Source organism: Staphylococcus roterodami (assembly GCA_022493055.1).
Lineage (GTDB): Bacteria > Bacillota > Bacilli > Staphylococcales > Staphylococcaceae > Staphylococcus > Staphylococcus singaporensis.
The window spans coordinates 1,857,899-1,880,787 of record CP092781.1 but is presented as its reverse complement, the minus strand read 5'-3'; the positions used below and the strand labels follow the sequence as shown (position 1 = coordinate 1,880,787).

Here is a 22,889-nt window from a genome sequence, read left to right as displayed (position 1 = left end):
TTGGATGTGTTAACAATACTACCGAGAAAGTTCACGATTTTTTGTTGAGAAGTTCAACTTATAATATTACTGTGAGAGTTCTAACATTTTCGAGTAGAGTAATATCGAAAGCTCACCATATTAGGTACGAAATTATTTCCAGAATTTGAATTTTTGAACATGATATTCGAAAAACTTAACCATATTATATGATTTTAAAAATAAACTGTTACAAAAATCCCTCAAATTCATATGTTCATCGACGATATGAAGCGTATTATGGTAAAATGAAGAAATAATAAACTTGTTAATAATTGAAACATCACGATTTGACTAAAGCACGAGGGTGAGACATAAAGATTTTGTGCTCTGGGAAACCGATTAACGGCGTCCCAAAAGCAGGATTTTCGGCAGAAACTCTCACGATTCGACAAAATTTGGAAAACAATTTCGCGCATCATTCGGTTCTGCTCAAATCCTAAACGCTTTTGTCCCGACCTCTTTTTTGTGAGACAAAAATAAAAATCAACTGATTTTAATGAATCAGCTAATGTATCACTATTCAATAGGATGCATAAATATATCTTTTAGGAATAGTGATGACAAAGCTTTAATAGTTGGATTTTGCGAAATTGATGTTAGAACCTTAAATTAAGGAGATATGGATGTATGGTTAAATTTATTCATTGTTCGGATTTGCATTTAGATAGTCCCTTCAAATCTAAGAGTCATATAAGCCCTAAAATTTTTGAAGATGTTCAAAAAAGTGCTTATGAAAGTTTTAAAAATATTGTTGATATAGCATTACAACAGGATGTTGATTTTGTAATTATCGCTGGTGATTTGTTTGATAGTGAAAATAGAACGTTGCGTGCTGAAATTTTCCTGAAACAACAATTTGAACGTTTACAAAATGAACAAATCTTTGTTTACGTATGTCATGGTAATCACGATCCATTATCATCAAAGATTTCATCAAATTGGCCGGATAATGTTTCTGTTTTCTCTAATAAAGTTGAGACCTATGAAGCAATTACTAAATCTGGTGAAACTATTTATATTCATGGTTTTAGTTATGAAAATAGAGCAAGTTATGAAAATAAAATTGATGAATATCCTTCGAGCCAAGGTCAAAAGGGTATACACATTGGTGTCTTACATGGAACTTATAGCAAATCATCAGTAAATGAAAGATATACTGAATTTATACTAGAGGATTTAAACAGTAAATTATATCATTACTGGGCGTTAGGACATATTCATGAACGTCAACAATTAAGTGACATGCCTGTGATTAACTATTCAGGTAATATTCAAGGCAGACATTTTAATGAGCAAGGTGAAAAAGGTTGCTTATTAATCGAAGGTGACCACTTAAAATTAAAAACTAAATTTTATCCAACACAATATATTAGATTTGAAGAAGCAACAATAGAAACGGATAAGACGTCTAAACAAGGTTTGTATGAAGTTATTCAAAGCTTTAAAGAAAAAGTGAGAGAAGAAGGTAAAGCTTTTTATCGTCTTACACTAATTATCAATAGTGAGACGTTAATTTCTCCACAAGATTTATTGCAAGTTGAAGAAATGATTGCTGACTATGAAGAAAATGAAAACCAATTTGTATATATTGATGATTTAAAAATTCAATATGCACAAAATGATGAATCGCCTTTAGTTAATGAATTTTCAGCGGATTTATTAGTTGATCAAGGTGTGTTTGATAAAGCAATGTCAGATTTATATTTAAATCCACGTGCATCTAAGTTTTTAGATGACTATGGTACTTTCGATCATACAGCATTGGTTAATCGTGCTGAAGAAATTTTAAAAGCTGAAATGAGAGGTGAACAAAATGATAATTAAATCACTTGAAATTTATGGTTATGGTCAATTTGTTCAACGTAAAATTGAATTTAATAAAAACTTCACTGAAATATTTGGTGAAAATGAAGCGGGTAAATCTACGATTCAAGCATTTATTCACTCAATATTATTTGGTTTTCCAACTAAAAAATCAAAAGAACCACGATTAGAACCAAGATTAGGTAATCAATATGGTGGTAAACTCGTTCTTATTCTTGATGATGGTTTAGAAATTGAAGTTGAGCGTATTAAAGGAAGTGCACAAGGTGATGTAAAAGTTTACCTACCTAATGGTTCAGTACGTGATGATGCATGGCTTCAAAAGAAATTAAATTATATTTCTAAAAAGACTTATCAAGGTATCTTTTCATTCGACGTCTTAGGTCTCCAAGATATCCATAGAAATTTAAATGAAAAGCAATTACAAGATTATCTATTACAAGCAGGTGCTTTAGGATCAACTGAATTTACATCTATGCGAGAAGTGATTAATCGTAAAAAAGATGAACTGTATAAAAAGTCTGGCAAAAATCCAATTATTAATCAGCAAATCGAGCAATTAAAGCAACTTGAAAGTCAAATTCGTGAAGAAGAAGCTAAATTGGAAACGTACCACCGATTAGTTGACGATCGTGACAAATCATCACGACGATTAGATCATTTAAAGCAAAATCTTAATCAATTATCTAAGATGCATGAAGAAAAACAAAAAGAGGTCGCTTTACACGATCATTCACAAGAATGGAAGTCGCTTGAACAGCAATTAAACATTGAGCCGATTTCATTCCCTGAAAAAGGTATAGATCGTTATGAAAAGGCAAGAGCTCATAAGCAATCATTAGAAAGAGATATTGGTTTAAGAAACGAACGTTTAGCACAACTTGAAGAAGAAGCAAGTCAATTAGAACCAGTTAAACAATCAGATATAGATGCATTTAATAGTTTAAATCAACAAGAAAATGAAATTAAAAACAAAGAATTCGAACTAGCAGCGATTGAAAAAGATATTGCTAACAAACAGCGTGATAAAGATGAATTGCAAGCTAATATAGGCTGGTCTGAAACCCATCATGGCGTTGATAGCTCAGAGGCAATGAAAAGTTATGTTAGCGAACAAATTAAAAATAAACAAGAACAAGCTGCATATATTAAACAATTAGAACGTAGCCTAGAAGAGAATAAAATCGAAGATAATGCAATTCATAGTGAATTAGATTCTGTTGAAGAAAAAATCGTTCCTGAAGAAACATTTGAAAAGAAAAAAGAATACTCACAACAAGTCATTGAATTAAATGAAAAAGAGAACTTGTATGGCAAGCTAAAAGAACGTTTTGAAATTGAACAACAAGAAAAGCAAAAACGTCAAAAATTATTACGTACAACATTTATCATTTTAACATTGGCAGGAATTGGTTTAGCAGCATTTTCATTTATCTCAAATAATATGTTATTTGGTATTATTTTCGCAGTTTTAACTTTAGTATTCATCATCGGTATCATTATGGCTAAATCAAAAGAAGTAGATTATAGTGAAGCAATCACTGATGAAATCGAAGAAATTAAAGCACAGTTAGCTATTTTAGATGAAAATTACGATTTAGACTTTGATCTTGATGAGCAATATCGTGTTCGTGATCATTGGCAACAAGCTTTGAAAAATAAAGACATTTTAGAAGAAAAACGTCAATATATTGAAGGACGTTTAAACGATGCAAAAGGTCGACATGACGAATTACAAAATACAGTTGAAAATGTTAAAGATGAATTATTCTTATCATCTAAAATTTCAAATGATTTAATTGTTGATAGCATTTCTACAATGGCTAATATTAAAGCATTAGATCAACATATTAGTGATTTAAATCAACAACGTCAAAGATTAGTGCAAGATTTAGATACATTTTATAATCATGCAGAAGCTGTAACTAAATCACAATTTGTATACTTTAATAAATTGTCATTATTCCATGATGTACAGCAATGGTTAAAAAATGCTGAAGATACAAATGAAAAATGGCGTGTTAATAATGACAATACAAAACTTACAACTAATGAATTAAATCATTTAAAAGCACAATTAGAAGAAAACAATAATGAAATTAAATCATTATTTGATTATATCAATGTTGCTTCAGAAGAAGATTTTTATCAACATCATGAAGACTATCAAACATACACGAGTAATTTGAATCGTTTCAATGATTTGACTAAATATCTTGAAAATCAAAACTATTCTTATGAATTAAGTTCAAGTTTGAGTGAAAAAACGACAGCACAGCTTGAAGAAGAAGATCATTTGTTAGCTACTCAAGTTGATGAATATAATGAACAGTATTTAGAAATGCAAACACAGGTTAGTGATTTAAGTGCGCAAATCAATCATATGGAGACAGATACAACACTGGCAAACTTAAGACATGAATATCATAGTCTTAAAAATCAACTTAATGATATTGCTAAAGATTGGGCAAGTTTAAGTTATTTACAAAGTTTAGTTGATGAACACATTAAACAAATTAAAGATAAACGATTGCCACAAGTAATTAATGAAGCAGTAGAAATATTGAAACATCTAACTGATGGAAGATATACGATGATTAATTATAATGAGGATTCAATTACAGTAAAACATGTAAATGGACAACTATTTGATCCTGTTGAATTAAGTCAATCTACAAAAGAATTGCTTTATGTAGCATTACGTATTAGCTTAATTAAAGTGTTACGTCCATATTATCCTTTCCCATTAATTGTTGATGATGCATTTGTTCATTTTGATAAAAAACGTACTGAAAAAATGTTGAATTATTTACGATCATTATCAGAACACTATCAAGTACTTTACTTCACATGTGTTAAAGATAATATTGTACCATCAAAAGAAGTGATTACATTAAACAAAATAGAGGAAGGCGGGAAACGATGAGAAATATAGAGAATCTAAATCCCGGAGATTCAGTTGATCACTTTTTCTTAGTGCATAAAGCTACACAAGGTGTAACTGCACAAGGTAAAGATTACATGACATTACATTTGCAAGATAAAAGTGGTGAAATTGAAGCGAAATTTTGGACGGCTACAAAAAATGATATGGCAACAATTAAGCCCGAAGAAATTGTACATGTTAAAGGTGACATCATAAACTATCGCGGAAATAAACAGATGAAAGTCAATCAAATCAGACTAGCGACAGCTGAAGATCAATTAAAAACAGAACAATTTGTAGATGGTGCCCCTTTATCACCGGCAGAAATACAAGAAGAGATTTCTCATTATTTGCTAGATATTGAAAACGCTAATTTACAACGTATCACACGTCATTTATTGAAAAAATATCAAGAACGATTTTACACATATCCAGCCGCAAGTTCACATCATCATAACTTTGCAAGCGGTTTAAGCTTTCACGTATTAACAATGTTGCGTATTGCGAAATCAATTTGTGATATTTATCCATTGCTAAATAAGAGCTTGCTATATAGTGGTATTATTTTGCATGATATCGGTAAAGTTAGAGAATTGAGTGGACCTGTTGCCACTTCATATACAGTAGAAGGCAACTTATTAGGACATATCTCAATTGCGAGCGATGAAGTAGTTGAAGCTGCACGTGAACTCAACATTGATGGTGAAGAAATTATGTTATTACGCCATATGATTTTATCTCATCATGGTAAGTTAGAATATGGTTCACCAAAACTACCATATTTAAAAGAAGCAGAAATTTTATGCTATATCGATAACATTGATGCAAGAATGAATATGTTTGAAAAGGCCTATAAAAAAACTGACAAAGGTCAGTTTACAGATAAAATATTTGGTCTTGAAAATCGTCGATTCTATAATCCGGAATCACTTGATTAAAAATAATATAATATTTCAGATAGGTGAGAAAAGTAATGATGATTGTCTAATCAATTGAACATTGATTTAATGTGAAATAAAAGGGCAGTGGCCATTAGACACCACACCTGTTTGGAGTTTAATAAAAATGAGCGACCATAGGTTATTTAACCACGGTCGCTCTTTTTAATTTATTGGCTCATGCCGGATTGTCCGCCTTGTGAACCATTTTGTTTAAGTTTTTCTGGATTTAAAATTTTATCTTCTACAACTGACTTGATGTCACGGTCTTTAAAGTCAACATCATATTCTTTCAATAATTCTTTATATGCGTCTGTAAGTAATTTTGGATCCTTTTGAATCTTTTGTTGGATTAGTTTTTCTTTAAGACTTTGTTTTTCACTATTAAAGTCAGTTGGTTTATCTGCTTTAATAATATGATATCCGTAACTTGTTTTAATTACGTCTGATACTTCGCCTTCTTTAAGTTTAAATAATGCTTTTTCAAACGACTCATCTGTTTGACCTTTTAGGACATATCCTAATGAACCATCTTTTTCGGCTGAAGCTTTATCCATTGATTCTTTTTTAGCGATTTCGCCAAATTTACTTGGATCTTTAGAAACTTCTTTTTGAATTTCTTCCGCTTTTTGTTTAGCTTCTTTATCATCTAAACCTTCTTTATCGCTTTTCTTAGATTTAACTTTGATTAAAATATGTGAAGCTTTAATACTATTTTCTTTTATATCAGAATCAGATAGTTTTATTTTGTCATTTAATAGCTCTTTTTGATAAGCAGCAGTACGTAAGTTATCTTTATATTTATCTACTGTTAAACCTTGCTGTTGTAAGGCCTTTTCAAACTTATCTTTGCCACCATATTGTTTTTGAGTTTTTTCGATTTGTTCATCTATCTTCTTATCGCTAACTTTATTTTTATATTTGTCAGCTAAAATTTTATTTAACATTTCAGTAAATGATGCATTTGCGATTTGATCATTACCGATTTTTTTCATAGTATCTGCAACTGTTACATTTCCAGCTTTTGAAGAAATTAATGTATTTTCTTTTGAATCCGTTGCACTAGAACCACAAGCACCAAGTAATAAAGCACTTGCTGTAACTGGAACGATTAATTTGTTTATCATCTTCATAGTTGAAACTCCTTTGTAAGTTAATCATCGTGAATATAACATAATTCTATAGTAGCACCAACCAATAACATATGGCATCAGACTATAGCATTAGGTTTAGGGGTAAAAATTGGTTAAATAAAAAACAAGGTCTATATACATTTGATTGTAAGCTATTACATAGCTAAAAAACAAATAATATCACCTTGCTATAATTATTTTGTTATAAATGATATGGATTTTTAATTTTTTTCAAAATATTAATACCTGTACTATGTTCTTCTATATATTGTCCATAATTAGAAAATATAATTATTTTTAAATATAATAAATCAGTAACAGAAATACCGAAATTTAAAGCCAATAAAAACATAAAATAATGTCCATATTGTGGAAAAGCAACTGTTAGCATGATGAATATACCAGATAAAATAATCAAAGGTAAAATTAAGTTAATGCAAAAATAAAATTTGTGTACAGGCTGATTGACATATGTATTGTAAAAAATAAGCCATTTTCTTTTAGTCAATTTGTGCACTTTAAATGATTTACGATAAGGTAAGAAAAATAATAAATGAATACTTTTATGTAATGGATAGGTCAAAAATACTAAAAATAAAAAGATGAGAAAATGTCTATCTGATAATGGCGTATTCGATAAGAAGTACATTATTTCATAGCTTATTAAAAACATTATAATGGTTGCTACGGCACTCATAAAGGCGATTCTAGGCAACCCAAATCTTGCATTAATATCAATTTGTCTCTTACATAAAAACATGTCTGACGCCTCATCTCTTTTCAATATAAGTTAGATTATAACTAACTCAGGTTAAGTAATTCAATAGTAACATATTATGTTTGTTTTATATCATGCGTGACATTTTTAAATTAACCATTTTGAGAACAATAAATTAAGTATTTGAAGTTGAACATATGAAAACAACAAAATAATCAATGGACTTAAATTAAATTACTCATTTTTATTATTTTGAAAAGGGGAGCGACATAAATGTGACGGTTAATAAAATCAGTAATTCAAAATCATTTTATTCGAGGATTTTACTTCATAAAAAATGAGACGACCAGAAATGTAATTATTTCTAATGTCGTCTCGTTTAAAATTAATGCAGTTTATATTCTCTCAATAACTGAATCATTGTTAATAAATGTTTGTAATGACTTAAGACATGCTAGTTTTATTTAGATAATTCATTTCCGATATCTTCACCACGGTTTTGTAAGTTTTCAATATGTGATTGTAAACGTTCAATATTAGGATTGATATCAGATTTAAAGTTTCCAAGTAATGACTTAATTTCGCCACCGATAGAACTACCAAATTCTTCGCCTTCATTTTTAATTTGAACACCGTAATTTAAAATGTCATTGAAACTTTGTTTAATTGTTTCGAATTCACGTTGAAGTTCAGATTTTGAACCAGTAGGGGCAGTGCGATCAATTGTATTATTTTTCACACTTTTGTCATCTCTACCTTGCAGTGCAACTACAAAACCAGCTGCTACGCCAACGCCGATACCGAATAGAATGCGTGATGCTTTCATTTATATTCTCCTCACTTTTATCATCTGTGATATTAATAAACTTAATATGTGCCAACATTTTTGACATTTAGTCAAACACAAACGTTTTAATATTAATTGTAATATACCCGTTCAATCATTGGTTAAGCATATATTTAAAATTGTGCTTGAATTTTTTCAGCAATTTGTTGCTTCGCTTCATTATCTAAAATGTCTTCGTGTGTTTCCCATTTGTAACCAAAACCATCGATATCATTTTCATATCTAGGAATTAAGTGAAAATGAATGTGAAATACAGATTGATCAGCAAATTCACCATTGTTTTGAATGATATTTAAGCCATCAGGATTAAAAGCACGCTTAATAGCGTTTGCTACTTTGGGTAAAGCTGCTCCAATATGTTTCATTGTTTCTTCATCAGTTTCGAAAATGTTTGCAGAAGCTTTTTTAGGAATTAATAACGTATGTCCTTTAGTGACTTGTGAAATATCTAAAAAGGCATAGACATAATCGTCTTCATATACTTTAAAGCTTGGAATTTCTCCAGTTAAAATTTTGCCGAAAATTGTTTCTGACATGATGACTACACTCCTTTTGAACTCGTATTATCATTTATTATAACATTGTCGCTAAAAATTCGATATTAGTACATGTCTATTTAATATGAGCATTTTATAATTTTTGGTACAATATAAGTCATGGAGGTGCCTTATGACAGTTAAAGTAGAACATCTTACAGGTGGATATGGAAAACGCCCTGTAATTAAAGATATAAATTTTGAATTAAACAAAGGCGAAATTGTTGGTCTTATTGGACTTAACGGTGCAGGTAAAAGTACAACAATTAAACATATGCTAGGATTATTGACACCTATGGAAGGATCTCTATCAATTTCAGATATAAATATTAATGATGACATTGAAACGTATCGTAGAAAGTTATCTTATATTCCAGAGTCTCCGGTGATTTATGAAGAGCTTACGTTAGAAGAACATATAGAGATGACTGCAATGGCATATGATATTGATCGCGATGAAGCAATGAAGCGTGCAATGCCATTATTAAAGACATTCCGTTTAGAAAATGAATTAAAAGTATTTCCAAGTCATTTTTCTAAAGGTATGAAGCAAAAAGTTATGATCATTTGTGCGTTTATTGTTAATCCTGAACTATATATTATAGATGAACCATTTTTAGGATTAGATCCTTTAGGAATTCAATCGATGTTAGATTTAATGGTTGAAAAGAAAAACGAAGGCAGAACCGTTTTAATGAGTACGCATATTTTAGCAACTGCAGAACGTTATTGCGATCGCTTTATTATTTTAGATGAAGGTAAAGTAGTGGCGTTTGGCGATTTAGAAGCATTGAGACAACAAACGGGCTTACATAATCAAACGCTTGATGATATTTATATTCATGTGACGCAAGGTGGAGATATACATGCGTAATCAAGCGACCACATTATTTAATAAAAGGTTACATGCCCTTCGCAAAGAGAAAAACTATTATAATAAGTTCATATTTAATGGTCATTTCATGGTCTTTTTACTTATTTTGCTAGGTGCATTTATATTTGGATACGGAGAATGGTTGAAACACATTCCAACAAATATTGATTTTGCATTGATTGCCTCAGTCATTGTTGCATTAGTATCAATTTTCCCGATGCGACCACTCTTAAAAGAAGCGGACAAAATATTTTTATTGCCATTTGAAAAGCATATGTCCCAGTTTATGAACCATGCGATTTTATATAGTTATTTTGCGAGAATTTTAATCCAAATCATTATCATCGTCGTATTGTTCCCACTATTTTATAATATTAATCAACATAGTGTGGCATTTTATATATGTTTTGCAATCAGTGCATTGATATTTCCATATGTTGGATTACGTTTAAGATGGCAGTGGTATCAATCAGGTTTAAAAACATGGCAAGTGAACCTCATATCATTTTTTATTTTCGGAGTCACTTATTATTTGATACTAGGAATGAAGTGGTATGTGGCAAGTTTATTAATTGTTTTACCGCTCTTAATTGAATTATTAGTCAAAAGGAATAAACCTGGCTTTTTATATCCGTGGGAGAAAATGATTGCAATCGAACATCGTCATCATATGAACTACTACAAATTTGTAAATATGTTTACGGATGTGAAACACTTAAAAGAATCAGCAGTTAGACGGAGCTATTTGGATATACTATTACCAGTTCCAAAAGGTCACAAATTCAACTCGAATTCAATGTATTTATTTTTATTTATACGCAGTTTTATTAGAGGAAGAGATGCATTTAATATTATCTTTAGATTAATAATTATCGCTGTTCTATTAATGGTTTGGTTATCATATCCATTAGTGACAGCGGTTATAGGAAGTCTTTTTGTGTATATTATATTGCTACAAATGGCACAGTTTTATTCACAACAAGCATATGGTTTATGGCCACAAGTATGGCCGGTGCCTGAAGAAAAGGTAATCAAAGGGTATGAGCAGTTTTTATATAGATTGATGTTTGTTGTTTGTACTGTGTTTGCTGTGACATCTATCATTAAACATATGATGTTATTTTATGTTGTTGTTATTTTCTATATAGTTGGTTTACTAACAATCCGAAGTATTATTAAAAAGTTAAAATATCAAGAGACATTATTAAGAGATTAAAAAACTTCCATTGGAATGTATGTTGTATAGATGCTTGTAATGATGAGTGCCAATTATACGGCGTTCGTATTACGTTAGCATCTGTACGCGAACAGCATAACCAATGGAAGTTTTCTTTAAAAAATTATTCTTTAATCGGGTATAAATATCTTTCGAAATAACTTGAATGTTGACCACTTGAACCAAAGTAATGACTCAACGCTTCTTTTGAAAAATGGTCGTTAAAGGCATCAGATTGCTTGAAGTCTTCATATGCATGTCGATCAGCGAATCCAAAATAAATTTTGTATGTAGTACCTTTAGCGGGTCTTAACAAACGATAGCTTTTAAAGCCACCAAAGTTTCTGAAATTATCGTCTACACTAATCAATTTCTTTTCAAGTTGATATGCATGATCTTCTGTTGATGGAATGAAGATTGCACAATAGAAATGATGTTCACTAAATTCACCAATTTCTTTGATAACATCATATTTTGTAGGTGATTTTAAAACAGTCTCACCATCAGTTTCTTCAAAAATAACTGAAGTATCTGATGCTGAAAATTGGAATAGTTGATGGGTCGGGTTATTGATTTTTATTTGATTTAAAAATCCATAAGTGCCATAAGATGTATATAGTTTCTTCATATGAAAGGTCCCCCTTATGTTTTTATTTATTATACGATGATAAACTAGTCATTACCACTATTAATAATTGATTAAAATTACTATAATGAATCATGCGAGATATTTAGAAGTAATGATACAAAATAATGGACTTTAGAATTTAAATTTACAATAAATAGTTCTATGATTAAATGTCAGTTTTATGACATTTAATTATTGAAAATACGAACGAATGAGCGATATGATAATATAGATAAGAATGATTTTAATTTAGGAGGCCTTTATGGTGCATAATAAAAACAATACAATTTTAAAAATGATCAAAGGTGAAGAAACAACACATACACCTGTTTGGTTTATGCGACAAGCTGGCCGATCGCAACCAGAATATCGTAAATTGAAAGAAAAATATTCACTATTTGAAATTACGCATCAGCCGGAGTTGTGCGCTTATGTAACACATTTACCAGTTGATAATTATCATACAGATGCAGCAATTTTATACAAAGATATTATGACGCCATTAAAGCCAATTGGTGTAGATGTTGACATTAAATCTGGTATTGGACCTGTAATACACAATCCAATTAAAACAATTCAAGATGTTGAGAAACTTTCTCAAATAGACCCCGAACGAGATGTACCTTATGTACTTGATACAATTAAACTTTTAACAGAAGAAAAGTTAAATGTACCTTTAATTGGTTTTACTGGTGCACCATTCACATTAGCATCATATATGATAGAAGGTGGACCTTCGAAAAATTATAATTTCACAAAGGCAATGATGTATAGAGATGAAGCAACTTGGTTTGCATTAATGAATCACTTAGTCGATGTATCAGTTAAGTATGTGACTGCTCAAGTTGAAGCGGGTGCCGAATTAATTCAAATTTTCGATTCATGGGTAGGGGCTTTAAATGTCGAAGATTATAGACATTATATTAAACCACACATGATGCGATTAATAAATGAAGTTAAAGAAAAGCATGATGTGCCAGTCATTTTATTTGGTGTAGGAGCAAGTCATTTAATTAATGAATGGAATGATTTACCAATTGATGTATTAGGATTAGATTGGAGAACTTCAATAAACCAAGCGCAACAATTAGGTGTAACTAAAACATTACAAGGAAATCTTGATCCATCCATTTTATTAGCTCCTTGGGATGTCATAGAAGAAAGGTTGAAGCCAATTTTAGATCAAGGTATGGAACATGGAAAACATATTTTCAACTTAGGTCATGGCGTATTTCCAGAAGTACAACCTGAAACATTACGTAAAGTAAGCGAATTTGTTCATAATTATACACAAAGATAATTTTGTTAAATAGCGATAGCACGGGAAAGATAATTCATTTAAAGGAAGGTATTATCAATGACTAAAAAAATGGGCCTATTAGTTATGGCATATGGTACACCTTATACAGAGAGTGATATTGAACCATATTATACGGATATAAGACATGGTAAACGTCCAACTGAAGAAGAACTACAAGATTTGAAGGATAGATATGAATTTATTGGAGGATTATCACCATTAGCGGGTACAACGGACGAACAAGCAGAAGCATTAGTTTCTGCTTTGAATAAAGCATATGCTGACGTTGAGTTTAAACTTTATTTAGGTTTAAAACATATTTCGCCATTTATTGAAGAGGCAGTAGAACAAATGCATAATGATGGTATTACAGAAGCTATTACAGTCGTATTAGCGCCGCACTATTCTTCATTTTCAGTAGGGTCATATGACAAACGTGCAGATGAAGAAGCTACAAAATATGGTATTCAACTGACGCATGTTAAACATTATTATGAACAACCTAAATTCATTGAGTACTGGACGAATAAAGTTAATGAAACTTTGGTTCAAATTCCAGAGGATGAACATAAAGATACTGTATTGGTCGTTTCAGCACATAGTTTGCCAAAAGGTTTAATCGAAAAAAATAATGATCCATATCCAGAGGAATTAAAACATACTGCACTTTTAATCAAAGAACAATCTAATATTGAAAATATCGCGATTGGTTGGCAATCTGAAGGTAATACAGGTACACCATGGTTAGGACCAGATGTACAAGATTTAACACGTGATTTATATGAAAAACATCATTACAAAAACTTTATATACACACCAGTTGGCTTTGTATGTGAACATTTAGAAGTTCTATATGACAATGATTATGAATGTAAAGTGGTTTGTGATGACATTGGTGCGAATTATTATCGACCGGAAATGCCGAATACACATCCATTATTTATCGGTGCAATTGTTGATGAAATAAAGTCCATATTTTAATTACGAAAGAAGCGTGAAACGTTGTGACTAAATCAGTGGCTATAATAGGAGCGGGAATCACAGGCTTATCAAGTGCATATTTTTTAAAACAGCAAGATCCTAATATTGACGTAACAATCTTTGAAGCATCGAATCGACCGGGGGGAAAGATTCAATCTTATCGTAAAGATGGTTATATGATTGAACTTGGTCCTGAATCTTATTTAGGTAGAAAAACTATAATGACAGAATTAGCTAAAGATATAGGATTAGAACAGGACATTGTTACAAATACGACTGGACAATCATATATTTTTGCGAAAAATAAATTATATCCGATTCCAGGTGGTTCAATTATGGGTATTCCAACAGATATTAAACCATTTGTTATTACAAAATTAATATCGCCACTTGGTAAATTAAGAGCAGGATTAGATTTAATCAAAAAGCCTATACAAATGCAAGATGGTGATATTTCAGTAGGTGAATTTTTCAGAGCAAGATTAGGTAATGAAGTACTCGAAAATTTAATTGAACCATTAATGGGTGGTATTTATGGTACTGATATCGATAAATTAAGTTTGATGAGTACATTTCCTAATTTTAAAGAGAAAGAAGAATCGTTTGGAAGCTTAATCAAAGGTATGAAAGATGAGAAAAATAAACGTCTTAAACTGCGACAATTATATCCGGGTGCACCAAAAGGTCAATTTAAGCAGTTTAAACATGGCTTAAGTTCATTTATAGAAGCATTAGAACAAGATGTAATTAAAAAGGGTGTATCAATTCAATATAATACGACAGTAGATGATATTATTACGTCTCAAAAACAATATAAAATTGTTTACAATGATCAACTAGAAGAAGTGTATGATGGCGTATTAGTAACGACGCCACATCAAGTGTTTTTAAATTGGTTTGGTCAAGATCCAGCTTTTGATTATTTTAAAACAATGGATAGCACAACGGTTGCCACTGTAGTATTAGCATTTGATGAAAAGGATATTGAAAATACTTATGATGGTACTGGATTCGTTATAGCAAGAACGAGTGATACAGACATTACAGCTTGTACTTGGACGTCAAAGAAATGGCCATTTACTACGCCAGAAGGTAAGGTGTTGATTCGTGCCTATATAGGTAAACCAGGTGACACCGCTGTCGATGATCATACAGATGATGAGTTAGTTTCAATTGTGCGTAAAGATTTAAGTAAGATGATGACATTTAAAGGTGACCCCGAATTTACAATTGTGAATCGATTGACGAAAAGTATGCCTCAATATCATGTTGGTCACATTCAACAAATCAGACAGATTCAAGCACATATTAAACAATCATATCCACGACTTAGAGTAACTGGTGCATCTTTTGAAGCGGTTGGACTGCCAGATTGTATTGTGCAAGGTAAGGTAGCTGCTGAAGAAATAGTCGCAGAGTTGTAGGCTAATTATGGACTGGGACGCCAGTGAAGTATCTTTTATATTTTATTATTGATGGAAATTCGGTAATGTTGGAATTGTTATAAAGAATATATACGCATAGTAATATTTGTTTCTAAATTTAATAGAAAAGATGACAAAGCACTTTAATTTGAAATGTCAATTTGAGATATAAACATTTCTATTTAAGGTGCTTTTATTTTACAATTATAGGTGAGTATTCAATTTTTAAAATCAGAAAGAAATAGTAAGTTGAAAGGAGAGAATGTGATGACAGATGTAATCATTGTTCATTCTATGCATGGAAACAGTAGAAATCATTGGTATCAGTGGCTAAAACATAATTTGACTTTAGAAGGGTACCATGTAACATTATTTAATTTTGAATCACCTGAAACGAAGACAGTGGATCAATGGATTGAGGCTATGACGAAACAAATTAACGTTCGAAAGAAAGATACATATTTTGTAACGCATGGTTTAGGTTCAATTACAGCTTTAAAATATATTGAAATGATTGATCAGCCGATAGAAGGCTTTTTTAGTATTGCAGGTTTTAAAGAAGATGCTGAAAAGATTGATTTAGATATCGACTTAAGTAATGTGACAATTGACTACGATAACATTAAAAAGAAAGTCGATCATTTTTATGGATTGAGTTCTAAAAATGACAAATACGTTTCATATAAAGAGACTCAACGATTAATGAATGCATTAGAGGGGAACTTGCGAATCGTGGAAGATGGAGGGCACTTCTTAGAAGAAGATGGCTTTGAAACATTTACAGCGTTGCAAGATCGAATGCAAGATTATATGACACGATAGGTAATGTTTGGTTGCTATGTATTGTGTTATGTGTGTCAGTACGAAACATAGCACTTTAGTGAAAAAGATTATAATTATATTTTAATAGGTTAGAGATGTAGGCATTATAAAATTTATGATTCCTGCATCTTTTTTAATAGTTCATGAGTAATTATGACAACTATTAGACACTTATATTATAAAAGGGAAGAAGAAGCGTTTTTTTACACAAAAAACTTTCAAAATGTCGTTGACGTACACTACAAAAATGAATATACTAATATTTGTGTTCAACAGAGAACATGTTGCTACGATATTTAAGTAATTATTTAAGAAATAATATTTAAATTAAATTCAAAAAGTTCTTGACTTTAGGTTTTTAAATATGGTATATTAATTAGGTAATTCAAAATAATATTAGCGCGGGATGGAGCAGTTCGGTAGCTCGTCGGGCTCATAACCCGAAGGTCGGTGGTTCAAATCCGCCTCCCGCAATACATAGTTTTTAATTTAATAGGTCTCGTAGTGTAGCGGTTAACACGCCTGCCTGTCACGCAGGAGATCGCGGGTTCGATTCCCGTCGAGACCGCCATTATTATTACCATTACGGTTCAGTAGCTCAGTTGGTAGAGCAATGGATTGAAGCTCCATGTGTCGGCAGTTCGACTCTGTCCTGAACCATTCTTAATTCATGGCGGTTGTGGTGAAGTGGTTAACACATCGGATTGTGGTTCCGACATTCGAGGGTTCGATCCCCTTCAGCCGCCCCATAATCGTTTACATTAGCGGGTGTAGTTTAATGGCAAAACCTCAGCCTTCCAAGCTGATGTTGTGGGTTCGATTCCCATCACCCGCTCCATTATTTTCTATTATTATTCCACAGTAGCTCAGTGGTAGAGCTATCGGCTGTTAACCGATCGGTCGTAGGTTCGAGTCCTACCTGTGGAGCCATGGCTCCTTGGTCAAGCGGTTAAGACACCGCCCTTTCACGGCGGTAACACGGGTTCGAGTCCCGTAGGAGTCATACAAACAGAAGTGAAATATCGCTTCTGTATTTTTATTACATATTTATTATTGAGGAAGGTTGTCCGAGCTGGCCGAAGGAGCACGCCTGGAAAGTGTGTAGGCGCCACAAGCGTCTCAAGGGTTCGAATCCCTTACCTTCCGTTATAGCGCTTAAAATGGTTTAAAATCATTTTAAGCGCTCTTTTTATTTTAGACTCAACCCCTTGATATATCTGCATTTGAGCTATTATCCTCATTTTTACACTTCTTATTTATTTATATCCATTTAAAATTTTTTAGCCACAATGTGACTAATTTTTGATGGTTAATCTTAATTTCAGTCACAAGATTTTGAAGTTTAGTCACAAAACAAATCAGTCAGATTTTTTTCTATAAATTTAGTTTCATTATCTTCAAATTCTTTAATCAAATGCGAATATGTTTTAAGCGTTGTATGTACATCTGCATGACCTAATCGTTTTGATATGTATTGTATAGGTATTCCTTAAAGACATTAAAAGATTAAGTTTATGTTTTTAAAAATAAAATAAAAATGTTATAATATAATTAATCGGCATCTACGTGCGGATTTTAAAGAAAAGCGTAGCATAACCAGGAGTTAGTCAATTTTTAATAAATTCGACTAAATTATTAATAAAGGCTAAAGTAATGAGTTTACTTTAGCCTTTATTGCATTTAAAAATTGAAAAAATAAGAATAGGGGACTACTGTTAATTTATGAGGTTAAAGTTTCGATGATTTTTGATTTATTAGACCATTTTAAAATCTCAAGGTTCTCATGTTCTGCTACAGTTTGCGCTCTTTCATTTATCGGATGATCTACATCATTTACTATTATTAACATGATAGGTTCTAACTTATTTCTAGATGGTCTGTTTGGTTTGATATCTCGATAAATATAAGCTTCATTGGTAATTTTGTTAAAATCTAAGTTATTTGTAAAGTTAACTAGTTTTTCTGGTTGTGACTTTGTTTCTGAAACAATATAATCAATAGAATATTTTAAACCTGATTCTCCAGAAACAGAAACTTGTGCTAATCCTCTTATTTCTTCATCATATAAGAATTCAAATACTTCTTCATAGAACATGTTTGTAACATTAGATTTAGTAGTTAAGGTAAGATCATAAATTTTCAATATACCTTGAATTAAATTATGTTTAGACTGAGCAAAACTTTCATTTTTAATATCCGCTATAATTTCTTTATCAATTAATTTTAAATTAAATTGATTTAAAATATTCTGTATCAATTTTGTTCTTGTTTTTGTGTTTATATCAATACCCAACATTTCTAATTCATTAATCGTCAATCCGTCATCTGATAGACGAATTTCATTATTAGGTAGTGTATCAGCATATATTCTAATAAAATCATTCAAATGATTCTTAAAGGGAGTAGTAATTTCTGTAGAACTATCTAATTCTTTGAAGATATAGTTTTGTTTTAACCAGTTGAAATATTCGTTCATTCTTTCTTCGATAGTCTTCACTAAGTATCCCTCCGTTTCTTTTACAATAATCTTGATTCTATTATAACATTATCGTGCTTTATATTAGTATACTTCATAAAGAACTCTAATGATTCTATAATTTCATCTGTTAATTCTAAATCTTCAATGTCTTTTAAAGGGATTGCAATTCCACCATTATTATATTCTTCAGTATAAATGTGTATATGTGGTGTAGGTATTCTTTCGTTATTAGGTGGATTTGCATGATCGCTACCATTAACGTCGAACCTAATCATGTTAGAGTTATAATCATTACTTCTTAGCAAAATAGTTAGGTTTAGTGGGTTTCTACGACCACCTTTGTTAATTATTAGAGTGAATTTTTCTTTATCATTTATCATATGAAATAACTTATGTTTTGTTTGTTCTCCAATGATAGGTATATTTATTACATTATTTTCGAAAATCTTTATTTTATGTAATAGGCTTTTATATAATTCTGTTTCCATTTTGCATCCTCCAATAATAGAATTATTTTTAAATAACGGATATAAATTTAATAAACGAATGAGATATATCCGTATATTTCTAACTTTTTATAGTAATTTACTGCTTTTAACTCCTTGGATAGAATTGTTAAATCATTTTTTCTCTTTCAAAAAAGTTATTACAACTCTCTCTAAATATATTTTACTCATTGTTGGTATTTTTACTCTCAATAATAATTCTATTATACGATTAAGATCCTAATAAAAAAATACTTTTTTAATCTAGTGTTTTTAGTTACATTATTTTTCAATCCTAATGATATTAGTATTAGAATGATTAACAAAAATGTAAATGTTTATCCAAATGGACATTAATAGATATTTTTATCCTAATACAAATCAGTAAAAAGTAATCATTTCCACTTAACGACAAAAGTTAATAATCAGTTAATTTTCAATTAAACTTCATATTATTTGTTCAAATACAAACTTTATTTTTAAAAATATAATTTAAGTTCGTAATGAATTTGTAAGCAAAAGAGTTGATACGTGTTAACTTTATTGTGTTTTTCGAATACGTAACTTAAAAGATAAAAATTCATAGAATTTCATATCAATGGACGGATTTGAAAGATTTCAATTGATAAATTCTATTTTTTTAACATTTTACATCTATGTAGTTTTTAATAATCAGTTAATTTTATAAATTAGTGAAATAATCTAAAATAAATTTGTATTAAAAATTTATATAGAAAGAAAGTGAAACTTATGTTTAAGAAAAAAATGTTAGCAGCAACTTTGTCAGTTGGATTGATTGCACCTTTAGCATCTCCGATTCAAGAATCTAGAGCGAATACTAATATTGAAAATATTGGTGATGGTGCTGAAGTAATCAAACGTACGGAGGATGTAAGTAGTAAGAAATGGGGCGTTACTCAAAATGTCCAATTCGACTTTGTAAAAGATAAAAAATATAACAAAGACGCTTTAATTGTTAAAATGCAAGGTTTTATCAATTCCAGAACTTCATTTTCAGATGTGAAGGGTAGTGGATATGAGTTAACAAAACGAATGATTTGGCCTTTCCAATATAATATAGGACTGACGACTAAAGATCCAAATGCAAATGTAATTAATTATTTACCTAAAAATAAAATAGAAACTACTGATGTTGGACAGACATTAGGATATAACATTGGTGGTAATTTCCAATCAGCACCATCTTTAGGTGGTAATGGCTCATTTAATTATTCTAAAACAATTAGTTATACACAAAAGAGTTATGTCAGTGAAGTAGAAAAACAAAACTCAAAATCTGTTAAATGGGGTGTAAAAGCAAACGAGTTTGTTATGCCTGATGGTAAAAAATCTGCGCATGATAGATATTTATTCGTACAAACTCCTAATGGTCCATCAGGTTCAGCAAGGGATTATTTTGTCCCAGATAATCAATTACCTCCATTAATTCAAAGTGGATTTAACCCATCTTTTATAACAACAATCTCACATGAAAAAGGTTCAAGCGATACGAGTGAATTTGAAATTTCATACGGTAGAAACTTAGATATTTCATATGCGACTTTATTCCCTAGAACTGGTATTTACGCAGAAAGAAAGCATAATGCATTTGTAAATAGAAACTTTGTAGTTAGATATGAAGTTAACTGGAAAACACATGAAATTAAAGTGAAAGGACACAATTAAAATGAAAATGAGTAAATTAGTCAAATCATCAATTGCAACATCAATTGCATTGCTTATACTATCGAATACAGTTGATGCAGCACAACACATAACACCAGTAAGCGAGAAAAAAGTAGATGACAAAATCACTTTATACAAAACGACTGCAACATCAGATAATGATAAATTGAATATATCTCAAATATTAACTTTTAATTTCATTAAAGATAAAAGTTATGATAAAGATACTTTAGTACTTAAAGCTGCAGGGAATATTAATTCAGGTTATAAAAAGCCGAATCCAAATGATTACAAATACTCACAATTTTATTGGGGGGCAAAATATAATGTTTCTGTTAGTTCAGAGTCCAATGATTCTGTAAATGTTGTTGACTATGCTCCTAAAAATCAAAACGAAGAATTCCAAGTTCAACAAACATTAGGTTATTCATATGGTGGAGATATTAATATATCAAATGGTTTATCTGGTGGAGGAAATGGATCAAAATCATTTTCTGAAACTATCAATTATAAACAAGAAAGCTATAGAACAACAATTGATAGAAAAACAAATCATAAATCAATTGGCTGGGGTGTTGAGGCACACAAAATTATGAATAACGGTTGGGGGCCATATGGTAGAGATAGTTACGACCAAACATACGGCAATGAACTATTTTTAGGTGGCAGACAAAGTAGCTCAAATGCAGGTCAAAACTTCTTGCCAACACACCAAATGCCGATACTTTCACGTGGAAACTTTAACCCAGAATTTATCGGTGTACTTTCTCACAAACAGAATGATGCCAGAAAATCGAAAATCAAAGTAACTTACCAAAGAGAAATGGATAGATATACTAATCAATGGAACCAATTACACTGGATTGGCAATAATTATAAAAGTCAAAATATAGCTACGTTTACATCTACTTATGAAGTTGATTGGCAAAACCATACTGTTAAATTAATTGGTACAGATTCTAAAGAAACTAATCCAGGAGTATAACTGTTAGGTATAGATATTGTTAATAACAGAATTTAAAGAACTAACATAAAAATTTAATTACAACTTTATATGATAAAGTAGTCACATACTTTTTTCTAAAGGCTAAATTTGCGTATATAAAAACACTTAAAAACTTCCAAACAAAAACTTATTAAAAGATTGAAAGAAGAACCATGTCATAGTCGGCATGGTTCTCTTATTTTATAGGAAAAATAGAGAAGTGATGTTTAATAGAAGTGATAAAAAGGTCGTATTTGTGATTTTGAATTGGATATTGCATCATTCAAACGTAGTTAAAATCACGGACAATTCGTATAGCTTAATAGGTTATTCATCTAAGAAGAAAAATACTTTGCAGATAATTTTGTCAATTGCAATACAATCAACTAAGTACATTTTTAAATTGACATTTACAAAATGCTTTTTAAAAAGACAATCAAGTTATTGAAATATTTATATCCTCACCATTAAAGTAACTTCATATATTCATTTTTTAAATATGTTTAAATAAATCAAAAACACATTAATATCTACAAAGTAATCTCACTCAATCCCTCAATACTATCAATTAAATTAGTGACGTAATTATCATAAGTATTTATATAAACAAATTGATTCATCTGTTAAAAAATTCATCAGTAAATTTAAATTTATATACTTAGATGTAAAATTATTAGTGAAAATAAATAGTAATAAAAAAACACAAAAATCTAATAATCAAAATAGTATTACTAAATAAATAAGTGTTTACAAAAAATTCACAAAATAAAATTATATAATTTATTGATTTGTTGTGTAAAAAGGGATAATATGACAATTGAAGTGGGCCTTAACTTCAACTTTAAATAGGAGGTTTTATCTATGGAAAAAGTTCTTGATTTAGACGTGCAAGTTAAAGCGAATAACAACTCAAATGATTCAGCAGGTGGCGAACGTATTACAAGTCATAGTTTATGTACTCCTGGTTGTGCTAAGACGGGTAGTTTTAATAGCTTCTGCTGTTAAGATTACAGCAAATAGAGCCTGAAAGGGCTCTATTTGTCTATCCAAATATGTGAGGTGCTTA

19 protein-coding genes, 8 tRNA genes and 1 pseudogene are annotated in these 22,889 nt (G+C 30.5%); 21 read left to right on the top strand and 7 right to left on the bottom strand.

From position 1 onward, the window contains the following. Nucleotides 1–648 precede the first annotated feature (648 nt). The 3 genes from ML436_09075 to yhaM are packed head-to-tail and all read left to right on the top strand — an operon-like array spanning nt 649 to nt 5,709. Complete coding sequence (locus tag ML436_09075) at nt 649–1,845, top strand: exonuclease SbcCD subunit D (GenBank protein UMT77336.1); 1,197 nt, start codon at nt 649–651, stop codon at nt 1,843–1,845. Beyond that, the gene (locus ML436_09070) at nt 1,835–4,771 is read left to right on the top strand and encodes an AAA family ATPase (protein UMT77335.1); all 2,937 of its coding nucleotides are present in this window, start codon (nt 1,835–1,837) and stop codon (nt 4,769–4,771) included. Before ML436_09075 ends, ML436_09070 begins: the two co-directional genes overlap by 11 nt. After that, nucleotides 4,768–5,709 (top strand): 3'-5' exoribonuclease YhaM, encoded by a 942-nt coding sequence (gene yhaM / locus ML436_09065; GenBank protein ID UMT77334.1) that lies wholly within the window; start codon nt 4,768–4,770, stop codon nt 5,707–5,709. Before ML436_09070 ends, yhaM begins: the two co-directional genes overlap by 4 nt. A 170-nt stretch (nt 5,710–5,879) precedes the next feature. On the opposite strand, the gene ML436_09060 is transcribed toward yhaM, so the two are convergent. From ML436_09060 to ML436_09045, 4 genes are all read right to left on the bottom strand, one after another. Beyond that, nucleotides 5,880–6,842, bottom strand: coding sequence for a peptidylprolyl isomerase (locus ML436_09060; GenBank protein ID UMT77333.1), 963 nt, complete (start codon nt 6,840–6,842; stop codon nt 5,880–5,882). A gap of 202 nt (nt 6,843–7,044) precedes the next feature. After that, a complete protein-coding gene (locus tag ML436_09055; protein UMT77332.1) occupies nt 7,045–7,602 on the bottom strand; it encodes a DUF3267 domain-containing protein in 558 nt (185 codons plus the stop codon). A 418-nt stretch (nt 7,603–8,020) separates the two neighbouring features. Then, complete coding sequence (locus tag ML436_09050) at nt 8,021–8,386, bottom strand: YtxH domain-containing protein (GenBank protein UMT77331.1); 366 nt, start codon at nt 8,384–8,386, stop codon at nt 8,021–8,023. Nucleotides 8,387–8,520: 134 nt separating this feature from the next. Beyond that, entirely contained in the window at nt 8,521–8,943 is a 423-nt protein-coding gene (locus ML436_09045) for an HIT family protein (GenBank protein UMT77330.1), read from the bottom strand. 133 nt (nt 8,944–9,076) lie between these two features. Between ML436_09045 and ML436_09040 the strand changes: the two genes are divergently transcribed. After that, nucleotides 9,077–9,817 (top strand): ABC transporter ATP-binding protein, encoded by a 741-nt coding sequence (locus ML436_09040; protein ID UMT77329.1) that lies wholly within the window; start codon nt 9,077–9,079, stop codon nt 9,815–9,817. After that, nucleotides 9,810–11,033 carry an ABC transporter permease gene (locus ML436_09035; GenBank protein ID UMT77328.1) on the top strand — a complete coding sequence of 408 codons (1,224 nt, stop codon included), beginning with the start codon at nt 9,810–9,812 and terminating at the stop codon, nt 11,031–11,033. Before ML436_09040 ends, ML436_09035 begins: the two co-directional genes overlap by 8 nt. Before the next feature lie 124 nt (nt 11,034–11,157). On the opposite strand, the gene traP is transcribed toward ML436_09035, so the two are convergent. Then, nucleotides 11,158–11,661: a signal transduction protein TRAP gene (gene traP, locus ML436_09030; GenBank protein UMT77327.1), complete on the bottom strand. Its 504-nt coding sequence runs from the start codon at nt 11,659–11,661 to the stop codon at nt 11,158–11,160. A 162-nt stretch (nt 11,662–11,823) separates the two neighbouring features. On the opposite strand from traP, the pseudogene ML436_09025 reads away from it, so the two are divergent. The 13 genes and pseudogenes from ML436_09025 to ML436_08965 all read left to right on the top strand — a co-directional run bounded on the left by ML436_09025 (nt 11,824) and on the right by ML436_08965 (nt 17,334). Continuing rightward, a pseudogene (locus ML436_09025) lies at nt 11,824–11,934 on the top strand (hypothetical protein). After that, nucleotides 11,924–12,961 carry a uroporphyrinogen decarboxylase gene (hemE, locus tag ML436_09020; GenBank protein ID UMT77326.1) on the top strand — a complete coding sequence of 346 codons (1,038 nt, stop codon included), beginning with the start codon at nt 11,924–11,926 and terminating at the stop codon, nt 12,959–12,961. Before ML436_09025 ends, hemE begins: the two are co-directional and overlap by 11 nt. Before the next feature lie 57 nt (nt 12,962–13,018). Then, the gene (hemH, locus tag ML436_09015) at nt 13,019–13,942 is read left to right on the top strand and encodes a ferrochelatase (GenBank protein ID UMT77325.1); all 924 of its coding nucleotides are present in this window, start codon (nt 13,019–13,021) and stop codon (nt 13,940–13,942) included. Nucleotides 13,943–13,965: 23 nt separating this feature from the next. Then, nucleotides 13,966–15,366 (top strand): protoporphyrinogen oxidase, encoded by a 1,401-nt coding sequence (locus ML436_09010; GenBank protein UMT77324.1) that lies wholly within the window; start codon nt 13,966–13,968, stop codon nt 15,364–15,366. 267 nt (nt 15,367–15,633) lie between these two features. Further along, on the top strand, nt 15,634–16,188 hold the full coding sequence (locus tag ML436_09005) for an alpha/beta hydrolase (protein UMT77323.1): 555 nt from the start codon (nt 15,634–15,636) through the stop codon (nt 16,186–16,188). A 400-nt stretch (nt 16,189–16,588) separates the two neighbouring features. After that, nucleotides 16,589–16,662, top strand: a tRNA-Met gene (locus ML436_09000). A gap of 21 nt (nt 16,663–16,683) precedes the next feature. Beyond that, nucleotides 16,684–16,759 (top strand) — tRNA-Asp (locus ML436_08995). A gap of 16 nt (nt 16,760–16,775) precedes the next feature. Beyond that, nucleotides 16,776–16,848 (top strand) — tRNA-Phe (locus tag ML436_08990). Between the two features lie 13 nt (nt 16,849–16,861). After that, nucleotides 16,862–16,937, top strand: a tRNA-His gene (locus ML436_08985). Nucleotides 16,938–16,952: 15 nt separating this feature from the next. Beyond that, nucleotides 16,953–17,026, top strand: a tRNA-Gly gene (locus ML436_08980). Between the two features lie 17 nt (nt 17,027–17,043). Next, nucleotides 17,044–17,118, top strand: a tRNA-Asn gene (locus ML436_08975). Nucleotide 17,119: 1 nt separating this feature from the next. Continuing rightward, nucleotides 17,120–17,191: transfer RNA gene (locus tag ML436_08970), tRNA-Glu, on the top strand. 54 nt (nt 17,192–17,245) lie between these two features. After that, nucleotides 17,246–17,334: transfer RNA gene (locus tag ML436_08965), tRNA-Ser, on the top strand. A 574-nt stretch (nt 17,335–17,908) separates the two neighbouring features. Here the strand turns inward: ML436_08965 and ML436_08960 are convergent. Next, complete coding sequence (locus ML436_08960; GenBank protein ID UMT77322.1) at nt 17,909–18,685, bottom strand: DUF1828 domain-containing protein; 777 nt, start codon at nt 18,683–18,685, stop codon at nt 17,909–17,911. Nucleotides 18,686–18,705: 20 nt separating this feature from the next. Beyond that, nucleotides 18,706–18,942: a hypothetical protein gene (locus tag ML436_08955; GenBank protein UMT79509.1), complete on the bottom strand. Its 237-nt coding sequence runs from the start codon at nt 18,940–18,942 to the stop codon at nt 18,706–18,708. 960 nt (nt 18,943–19,902) lie between these two features. Between ML436_08955 and lukE the strand changes: the two genes are divergently transcribed. The 3 genes from lukE to ML436_08940 all read left to right on the top strand — a co-directional run bounded on the left by lukE (nt 19,903) and on the right by ML436_08940 (nt 22,828). Further along, nucleotides 19,903–20,838, top strand: coding sequence for a bi-component leukocidin LukED subunit E (lukE, locus tag ML436_08950; GenBank protein ID UMT77321.1), 936 nt, complete (start codon nt 19,903–19,905; stop codon nt 20,836–20,838). A gap of 1 nt (nt 20,839) precedes the next feature. Next, the gene (locus ML436_08945) at nt 20,840–21,823 is read left to right on the top strand and encodes a leukocidin/hemolysin toxin family protein (protein UMT77320.1); all 984 of its coding nucleotides are present in this window, start codon (nt 20,840–20,842) and stop codon (nt 21,821–21,823) included. Between the two features lie 861 nt (nt 21,824–22,684). Further along, nucleotides 22,685–22,828, top strand: coding sequence for a gallidermin/nisin family lantibiotic (locus tag ML436_08940; GenBank protein ID UMT77319.1), 144 nt, complete (start codon nt 22,685–22,687; stop codon nt 22,826–22,828). Nucleotides 22,829–22,889: the final 61 nt, after the last annotated feature.